Raw genomic sequence first — 2,422 nt, 5'->3', positions numbered from 1 at the left:
CGCGAACAACCCGGACGACGAGAAGGGACTCGCCGAGATCGGCGCGTTCTACCTCCTCGCCGGCGATCGCGCGACCGCCGAGAAGCTGTTCGCGCGCTCGTTCGACGTCGCCGCCGAGTTCTGGGCGACGGTCGGCGCCGCCGGCGCGTATCTCGGCGTCGTGCCGGAGGAGTGATCGCGCATGCGCTACGGCGCGGTGTAGCGCGACGCTACGCCGCCCTGCCGCGTCACGATTCTGGATCGAGCGGGGGAGCGGCCGATGCGACGTTGTCGATGGTGCTGGGTCTTCGTCGTAGGCATGGCCTTGGCCAGCGAAGCGACCGCGATCGAACTCTGGCGCAGCGACACCTATGCGTCGGCTCCGCCGACGTTCGCCTACCTCTGGCCGCCACGCCTGCCGCAGTCCGCCGTCGCGTTCGCCGATGATGGCGACGTCGTTTATGGCTCGCCCTCTCCGAACCTGTCGGACCAACGGATCGTCCGGGTTCGCGGCGATGGCAGCATACGTTGGGCATTCGCCCTGCCCCTTTCGGAGAGCCCCGACACCTTTGCGGCGATACTCGCCGATGGCGACGGCGGCGCTACGTTCTCCCACACGGTAACCGGCCGGGTCGTACACATCGGTGCGGATGGCTCGCTCGCATGGTCGCGCGCGGTTCCGGCCTCCTCGCTCGAGCGAGTTGCAGCGAATCGCATCGCCAGCGCTGGCGGTGGGCGCGTCACGATGTTCGATGCAACGAGTGGCGAAGTGGTCTGGCAACGCGCCCTGTCGCCGCCCAGCATCGACGAGTCCGACAGCATCGTGGCCGATGGCGCGGGCAATTTGTACGCGGAGGTCCGCGGCGCGGCAGGCTGGCCTTCGGTCGACGTCGTGAAGCTCGCCCCCAACGGCGAAGCGATCTGGCGCGTGGCTGTCGACGAGGCAGATGGCAGCGTCGTCGCCGCGGGGGGTGGCTTGGTCTACGTGAAAGGCGACTACGACCTGCATGCGCTCGACACGGGCGACGGCGCCTCGACGTGGAGTCGCTACGTCGGTTCGGCCGTCGCGTTGCGATTCAGTCCCGACGCGGATTCCGAACCCGTGATCGCCGACCACGGGCACATCGAACGCCTCGATGCCTCGAACGGCAGCACGCGCTGGAGCACTCCAATCGCCGACCTCCAGCGGTTGGATCGGGTTGGCGACGCTGTGCTGGCCGCAACGTCTTCGACACTCCTGCGCATCGACCCAACCGACGGCGCGATCCTGTGGGCCGCTCCCGCATCCGGCGGGCCTGAGCGGCCCATGGGAATCGGTCCTTACGGCAGCGAGGCACGCTTTATTGCGCGGGCGATTGCAGCGCCGGGACTGGCCGGCCCGATCGACCGGCGCATCGATCTCGCCAGCGGCGCGACCATCGCGGACGTGGACACGGCCTCGATCACTCAAGGCATATCCGAGACCAGCCGGCTGGACGCCGACGGCTACATCGTGTGCGCGGGCGTCAGCCAACACCCCGAAGGGCCGCAATTGAATCTGCGTTCCTTCGACGGGACAACCGGCGCCGTGCGTTGGCAGGCCAGCGAGGGCATCGACGTACCCGGTGACGCGTTCGCGCCATCGGCACTGCAGGCCGCGCCCGAGCTAGCGGTCGGCGGCGACATGTTCGCGATCTCGCAGTCGCTCGACGACGGGATTCGCTGCGACGGCAACACCGGCGTTGCGCGCGTCGCAAGCTATTCGCTCGACACAGGCGGCCGCCGCTGGCAAGCCTGGCTGCGCGATGCGTCAGACCGCAGCTGTCCGCTTGTCTCGGCGCCGTTGCCCGATGCAGCGGGCAACGTGTTCGTTTCGCTGAGCACACTCGTCTATTGCCCTGAAAGCCCCGGCTGCCAGCGTCGAACGCTCTACAAGCTGGCGGCGGGCGACGGCTCCGTTCTCTGGCGCCGCGACGAGTCGGCGGATGCAGGTACAGAGGGCCTCGTGCTCTATCCGAAAACACTGACGGGCGTTGACATGGACGTCGTGTTGGCGGGCTCGGTCGGCGACGTTCCCGCTACGGCGCAACGTATCGCGGGGACGGACGGCGCGGTCGTATGGACTTCCCACGAATTCGACTCGCTTGCCCCCACCGAGATTGTGGACCGCATCGACGACGGACGTCTGATCGTCTATGGGGACGAGGCCTACGGCGGCAATGCCACCAGTTATCACTTCGCCGCTCTCGATCCAACGAGTGGCACGACATCGTGGACGAGCAGCGCGCCGTGGCAGCCTTGCTACAGCAGTGGCTGCGCGGGGTATGGGGAAGCCTACCTGCTGCCTGGCGGCGACAAGCTCGTGCCATTCCAGCGCGACTACGCGCCCTGGCTCAGGCGCCAGCACAATGACGGCAGCGGCCTCGTCGACGAGTGGATGCTCGGCGCGGCGTCGCCGATCCTG

At 68.0% G+C, this 2,422-nt stretch carries 1 protein-coding gene; it reads left to right on the top strand.

Translation table 11 applies throughout. From position 1 onward, the window contains the following. Positions 1-304: 304 nt before the first annotated feature. Positions 305-2,422: PQQ-binding-like beta-propeller repeat protein (locus VI238_RS06350; RefSeq protein WP_331649613.1), on the top strand; the 2,118-nt coding region annotated here is incomplete at its 3' end.

The organism is Dokdonella sp. (genome assembly GCF_036518555.1).
In the GTDB taxonomy this organism is placed as follows: Bacteria; Pseudomonadota; Gammaproteobacteria; order Xanthomonadales; family Rhodanobacteraceae; genus Dokdonella_A.
The sequence above is the reverse complement of the archived record's forward strand: the minus strand, read 5'-3'. Positions and strand labels throughout refer to the sequence as shown.